6 protein-coding genes are annotated in these 6073 nt (G+C 72.2%); 1 reads left to right on the top strand and 5 read right to left on the bottom strand.

From position 1 onward, the window contains the following. Positions 1–121 precede the first annotated feature (121 nt). Together groL and groES are read right to left on the bottom strand one after the other, a co-directional pair. Positions 122–1747, bottom strand: a complete 1626-nt coding sequence (gene groL, locus ACZ37P_RS15040; RefSeq protein ID WP_355336791.1) for a chaperonin GroEL — start codon at positions 1745–1747, stop codon at positions 122–124. Positions 1748–1883: 136 nt separating this feature from the next. After that, on the bottom strand, positions 1884–2192 hold the full coding sequence (gene groES, locus ACZ37P_RS15035) for a co-chaperone GroES (RefSeq protein WP_093740451.1): 309 nt from the start codon (positions 2190–2192) through the stop codon (positions 1884–1886). Positions 2193–2423: 231 nt separating this feature from the next. On the opposite strand from groES, the gene ACZ37P_RS15030 reads away from it, so the two are divergent. Beyond that, positions 2424–3689 carry a class I SAM-dependent methyltransferase gene (locus ACZ37P_RS15030; RefSeq protein WP_467346721.1) on the top strand — a complete coding sequence of 422 codons (1266 nt, stop codon included), beginning with the start codon at positions 2424–2426 and terminating at the stop codon, positions 3687–3689. Here the strand turns inward: ACZ37P_RS15030 and ACZ37P_RS15025 are convergent. The 3 genes from ACZ37P_RS15025 to tsaD are packed head-to-tail and all read right to left on the bottom strand — an operon-like array spanning position 3680 to position 6070. Further along, positions 3680–4612, bottom strand: coding sequence for a polysaccharide deacetylase family protein (locus ACZ37P_RS15025; RefSeq protein ID WP_401723472.1), 933 nt, complete (start codon positions 4610–4612; stop codon positions 3680–3682). The genes ACZ37P_RS15030 and ACZ37P_RS15025 overlap by 10 nt on opposite strands. 19 nt (positions 4613–4631) lie before the next feature. Further along, the gene (locus tag ACZ37P_RS15020) at positions 4632–4904 is read right to left on the bottom strand and encodes a hypothetical protein (protein ID WP_391050434.1); all 273 of its coding nucleotides are present in this window, start codon (positions 4902–4904) and stop codon (positions 4632–4634) included. Beyond that, positions 4901–6070: a tRNA (adenosine(37)-N6)-threonylcarbamoyltransferase complex transferase subunit TsaD gene (gene tsaD, locus ACZ37P_RS15015; RefSeq protein WP_401855570.1), complete on the bottom strand. Its 1170-nt coding sequence runs from the start codon at positions 6068–6070 to the stop codon at positions 4901–4903. The genes ACZ37P_RS15020 and tsaD overlap by 4 nt, the downstream gene beginning before the upstream one ends. Positions 6071–6073 lie beyond the last annotated feature (3 nt).

The following is a 6073-nucleotide window of genomic DNA, read 5'->3' as shown; positions in this document are numbered from 1 at the left end:
CCACCTCCCCCCCCCCCCCACCCCCCCCGCCCCCCCCCCCTCCCCCCCCCCCCCCCCCCCCCCCCCCCCCCCCCCCCCCCCCCCCCCCCCCCCCCGCCCCGGTGGAACCGACGGACGTCACTCAGTGGGAGTGACCGTGCCCACCGTGCCCCGCGTCAGCGGGCTCCTCTTCCTTCTTCTCCACGACCAGCGTCTCCGTCGTCAGCAGCAGCGACGCGATCGAGGCCGCGTTCTCCAGCGCGGAGCGCGTGACCTTGACGGGGTCGATGACGCCGGCCTTGACGAGGTCGCCGTACTCACCGGAGGCGGCGTTGAAGCCGTGGTTCTTCTCCAGCTCGGCCACCTTGGCGGTGATGACGTAGCCCTCGAGACCGGCGTTCTCGGCGATCCAGCGCAGCGGCTCGACGGCGGCGCGGCGGACGACGGCGACACCGGTCGCCTCGTCGCCGGTCTTGCCGAGGTTGCCCTCCAGGACCTTGACGGCGTGGACGAGCGCGGAGCCGCCGCCGGAGACGATGCCTTCCTCGACCGCGGCGCGGGTCGCGGAGATGGCGTCCTCCAGACGGTGCTTCTTCTCCTTGAGCTCGACCTCGGTGGCCGCGCCGACCTTGATGACGCAGACGCCGCCGGCGAGCTTGGCCAGGCGCTCCTGGAGCTTCTCGCGGTCCCAGTCCGAGTCGGTGGTGCCGATCTCGGCCTTGATCTGGTTGACGCGGCCCTCGATCTCGGCCTTGTCACCGGCGCCGTCGACGATCGTGGTGTCGTCCTTGGTGACGGTGATGCGGCGGGCGGTGCCGAGCAGGTCGAGACCGGCCTGGTCGAGCTTGAGGCCGACCTCCTCGGCGATGACCGTGGCGCCGGTCAGCGTCGCGATGTCGCCCAGCATGGCCTTGCGGCGGTCACCGAAGCCGGGCGCCTTGACGGCGACGGCGTTGAACGTGCCGCGGATCTTGTTGACGACCAGGGTCGACAGGGCCTCGCCCTCGACGTCCTCGGCGATGATCAGCAGCGGCTTGGACGCGCCGGACTGGATGACCTTCTCCAGCAGCGGCAGCAGGTCCTGGATCGAGGAGATCTTGCCCTGGTGGATGAGGACGTAGGGGTCGTCGAGGACCGCTTCCATCCGCTCCTGGTCGGTGACGAAGTACGGCGACAGGTAGCCCTTGTCGAACGCCATGCCCTCGGTGAAGTCCAGCTCCAGGCCGAAGGTGTTGGACTCCTCGACGGTGATGACACCGTCCTTGCCGACCTTGTCCATCGCCTCGGCGATCAGGTCGCCGACCTGCTTGTCCTGCGCGGACAGCGCGGCGACGGCGGCGATGTCCTCCTTGCCCTCGATCGCGCGGGCGGTGGCGAGCAGCTCCTCGGACACGGCCTTGACGGCGGCGTCGATGCCCTTCTTCAGGGCGGCCGGGGAGGCGCCCGCGGCCACGTTGCGCAGGCCCTCGCGGACCAGGGCCTGGGCCAGCACGGTCGCGGTGGTGGTGCCGTCACCCGCGATGTCGTTGGTCTTGGTCGCCACCTCCTTGACGAGCTGGGCGCCCAGGTTCTCGTAGGCGTCCTCCAGCTCCACCTCACGGGCGATGGTCACGCCGTCGTTGGTGATGGTGGGGGCGCCGAACTTCTTGTCGATGACGACGTTGCGGCCCTTGGGACCGATCGTCACCTTCACGGTGTCGGCGAGCTTGTTGACGCCGCGCTCAAGGGCGCGACGGGCGTCCTCGTCGAACTTCAGGGTCTTGGCCATGCCTGTGAACTACCTCGTCTACTCGTCAAATCACGTCGTCAAGGACGGCAGGAGCAGGCAACGAAACCACCCCGGGCGCCCGGTCCGTAGGACGCGGAAACCCGGGGCGGGATCACTGCTGCGGTAAAAGCGGTGCTTACTTCTCGACGATCGCGAGGACGTCGCGAGCCGAGAGGACGAGGTACTCCTCGCCGTTGTACTTCACCTCGGTGCCGCCGTACTTGCTGTAGAGCACGACGTCGCCCACGGAGACGTCGAGCGGCAGGCGGTTGCCGTCCTCGAAGCGGCCCGGACCGACGGCCAGGACGACGCCCTCCTGGGGCTTCTCCTTGGCGGTGTCCGGGATGACCAGGCCGGAGGCCGTGGTCTGCTCGGCATCCAGCGGCTGGACCACGATGCGGTCCTCAAGCGGCTTGATGGCAACCTTGGTGCTGGCGGTCGTCACGATCCGACCTCCCCCTTCAAAGGGCTCACGGAAGAGTGTCTGTCTGGGTCGGCGACCTGGTAGGCCCGTCGTCGCGGGTGCCGGACCTGCCCGTCGCTGAGTGCTGGCACTCAGCGGTGCCGAGTGCCAGAACCGAGACTAGGACGCGCTTAGCACTCGGTCAAGCGGAGTGCCAGGCGGCACCTTCGAAAGGGGTACCCCTCGGGGGTACCAGGCCCCGTCGTCCGGCGCATGGCGGGCGGGGACAATGGCCGGGTGGACCTCCAAGGATTTGCCGGGCTGCTGTCCGGCGACGGACAGGCGCTGCTCGCGGAGTTGCGGGAGCACAGCCCCGCCGACGAGCTGGCGGCGGCCACCCGGCTGCGGCGCACGTACGACGCCGGGCTGGTGTCGGCGGCGCTGGGGCAGGCGCGGCTGCGGCAGCGGGCCGTGGCGAAATTCGGCGAGGAGGACGCGTACCGGATGTACTTCACGCCGAACGGCGTGGAGCAGTCCACTCGGAAGAGTGTCGCGACGCACCGCGCGGAGCGCTTCAGGGCGCTCGGCGTGCGGCGGCTGGCGGACCTGTGCGGGGGCATCGGCGGGGACGCCCTCGCGCTGGCGCGGGCCGGGATCGAGGTGCTGGCCGTGGACCGGGACCCGCTGGCGTGCGCGGCGGCGCGGGCGAACGCGGCGGCGCTGGGCCTGGCCGACCTGATCGAGGTGCGCTGCGCGGACGTGACGGAGGTGGACACCGCCGGGTTCGACGCGGTGTTCGTGGACCCGGCGCGCCGGACCGGCGGACCGGGCGGGGCCGCGCGCGGCACGTCGATGAGGGGTGGCGGCCGGGCGACGGGCGGGCGGACCTTCGACCCCGAGGCGTACGCGCCGCCGCTGTCCTGGGCGTTGGCCGCGGCCCGTGCGGTGCCGTTCGCCGCGGTGAAGGTCGCGCCCGGCATTCCGCACGAGGCGGTGCCGCCGGAGGCCGAGGCGGAGTGGGTCTCGGACCGCGGTGACGTGAAGGAGGCGGCGCTGTGGTTCGGCACCGAGCCCGGCGCCGTACGCGCCACGCTGCTGCCCGGCGGGGCCAGTCTGCGCACAGCGGCGCCGCTGCCCGACCCGGAGGTCCGCCCGGTCGGCCGGTATCTGTACGAGCCGGACGGCGCGGTGATCCGCGCGCATCTGGTGGCGGAGGCGGCGGCCCCGCTGAACGGCGGCCTGATCGACGAGACCATCGCGTACGTGACGGCGGACGAGCTGCGGCCGACGCCGTACGCGACGGCGTACGAGATCGGCGATGTGCTGCCGTTCGGGCTGAAGCGGCTCAAGGCGCTGCTGCGGGAGCGCGAGGTCGGCGTGCTGACGGTGAAGAAGCGCGGGTCGGCGGTGGAGCCCGAGGAGGTGCGGCGCCGGGTCAAGCCGCGGGGGCCGCACGCGGCGACCGTGTTCCTGACCCGGGTGGCGGGCGCGCCCTCGATGCTGCTCGGGCGGCCGGTGACCGGTACCTCTCAGACGTAGTCCTCCAACCGGGCCACGGTGAAGCCCTGTTGGGCGATCTGCCGGAGCATGTTCGCGGTCATCTTCGTCATCGACTCGCCCTTGAGCTCACTGGGCCCGCGGAAGTGCGCCAGGATGATGTCGCCGGGGTGGAACGTGTGGTCGGGCCGCTGGAACTGCACCTTCTTGATCTGCATCGACTCGCGCCACAGGATGATCGCGCGCAGGCCACCGCAGGACCGCACCGCCTCCTTGGTGGCGGCGTTGTGGTTGCCGTAGGGCGGGCGGAAGAGGCCGGGCGCGGTGCCGTACTCGTGGGTGAGTTTCGTCTGCTGGCCGCAGATCTCGTGCTTCTGCGCGGCGAGCGACTCGGTGTTCAGGTTGGGGTGGGTCAGGGTGTGGTTCTCGATCGAGTTGCCCAGCGCCTGGAGCGGTTTGAAGAAGCCGTAGTCGTTCTGGATGATCGCGTTCGTCAGGAACATGGTGAAGGGGATCTTCAGGTCCTGCATCATCCGCACGAACTTCGGGTCCTTCTCCGCGCCGTCGTCGAAGGTGACGAAGACGATCTTCCGCGTCGTCGGGACGTCGCTGACCACCGGCAGCAGCCCCTTGCCGGTCTTGACCGGCTTCACCGCGGGCGGCGGGGGCGGGTCCGCGAGCACGGGTATGCCCCACTTGCGGAAGGCGGCGGCGCGCTCGGCCTGCGCGGAGCCGGCCGGCGTGGTGGGCTTCCCGGTGCCGCCCGCGCTCGTGGCCGTGCCCGTCGGCGCGGACGGGCCGGGCGTCGAGGCGGACGTCGAGGTGCTGCCCGAGCAGCCCGCGACGAGCAGCAGGCAGGCCGCCGCCAGCAGCGGGAGAGCGGCCCTGCTGCCGGTACGGCCCGGGCGACCGCCGGGGCGGCGACGGGCGCGGGTGGGGACCGGGGTCAGGGGATCGTGGTGCACACCCTGGCTGATGCGACTTTCAGGCGCCGGGTTCCACCGACACCGAGGTGAAGCGCCAGCGGTGCACCTGGCGGCGCACCAACGTCCCGTCCGGGTCGGGCAGTTCCGGCAGTACGGCGTCGTAGGGCGCGTCCCACCACGTGAGGATGAGCACCCGGTCGTCGGGCGCGGTGAGGAATTCACGGCGGGTCGGCGTGCCGGGGAGCGTACGGGCCTGCTTCCTGGCCCAGTCGAGGAGGTCGGGGCCGCGGCCTTCTGCGGCGGCGGCCTCCCACATCAGCGTGACGGTCATCCGTACAGGTTGTCCTTGCTCAGCTCGTGCACATGGTCGTGGTCGTGCGCGTGGCCCGGCCCGTGGTCGTGTGCGTGCGGGTGCGCGTGGCCCGGCCCGTGGCCGTGCGGGCCGGGGTGGGTGTGGCCGGGCACCGACACCTCCGTGACCGGCAGCGAGGAGTCGGCGGGCAGGTCGAGGGTGGAGGAGGCCCGGCCGCGCGCGACCATCTCGGCGCCGAGGGCCGCGACCATCGCGCCGTTGTCGGTGCACAGGCCGGGGCGCGGCACCCGCAGCCGGATGCCCGCGTCCTCGCAGCGCTCCAACGCCAGTGACCGCAGGCGGGAGTTGGCGGCGACACCGCCGCCGATCATCAGGTGGTCGACGCCGTTGTCCCGGCAGGCGCGGATCGCCTTGCGGGTCAGCACGTCCACCACGGCCTCCTGGAAGGACGCGGCCACATCGGCGATCGGCACGTCCTGGCCGTCCCTGCGCCGGGCCTCGACCCAACGCGCCACGGCGGTCTTCAGGCCGGAGAAGGAGAAGTCGTAGACCGGGTCGCGCCCGCCGGTCAGGCCGCGCGGGAAGGCGATGGCCCCGGGGTCGCCCTCGCGGGCGTGCCGGTCGATCGCCGGGCCGCCGGGGAAGCCGAGCCCCAGCACCCTGGCGACCTTGTCGAACGCCTCGCCCGCCGCGTCGTCGATGGTCGCGCCCAACGGCCGTACGTCGCTGGTGATGTCGGGCGCGAGCAGCAGCGACGAGTGCCCGCCGGACACCAGCAGCGCCATCGTCGGCTCGGGCAGCGCGCCGTGTTCGAGCTGGTCCACGCAGATGTGCGAGGCCAGGTGGTTGACGCCGTACAGCGGCTTGCCGAGCGCGTACGCGTACGCCTTCGCCGCCGACACCCCGACCAGCAGCGCGCCCGCGAGTCCGGGGCCCGCCGTGACCGCGATGCCGTCCAGGTCGCTCGCGGCGACCCCGGCGTCCTTCAGCGCGCGCTGGATGGTGGGGACCATCGCCTCCAGGTGCGCGCGGCTGGCCACTTCGGGGACCACACCGCCGTACCGGGCGTGCTCGTCGACGCTGGAGGCGACCGCGTCGGCCAGCAGCGTGTGGCCGCGCACGATGCCGACGCCGGTCTCGTCGCACGAGGTCTCGATGCCGAGGACAAGGGGTTCGTCAGCCATGGA

The organism is Streptomyces sp. NPDC024632 (assembly GCF_055559175.1).
The sequence above is the reverse complement of the archived record's forward strand: the minus strand, read 5'-3'. Positions and strand labels throughout refer to the sequence as shown.

Bases quoted from the DNA above. Each gene is read 5' to 3' on its own strand.
- groL (WP_355336791.1), bottom strand. From the start codon at position 1,747: ATGGCCAAGACCCTGAAGTTCGACGAGGACGCCCGTCGCGCCCTTGAG.
- tsaD (WP_401855570.1), bottom strand. From the start codon at position 6,070: ATGGCTGACGAACCCCTTGTCCTCGGCATCGAGACCTCGTGCGACGAG.
- ACZ37P_RS15030 (WP_467346721.1), top strand. From the start codon at position 2,424: ATGGCGGGCGGGGACAATGGCCGGGTGGACCTCCAAGGATTTGCCGGG.
- ACZ37P_RS15020 (WP_391050434.1), bottom strand. From the start codon at position 4,904: ATGACCGTCACGCTGATGTGGGAGGCCGCCGCCGCAGAAGGCCGCGGC.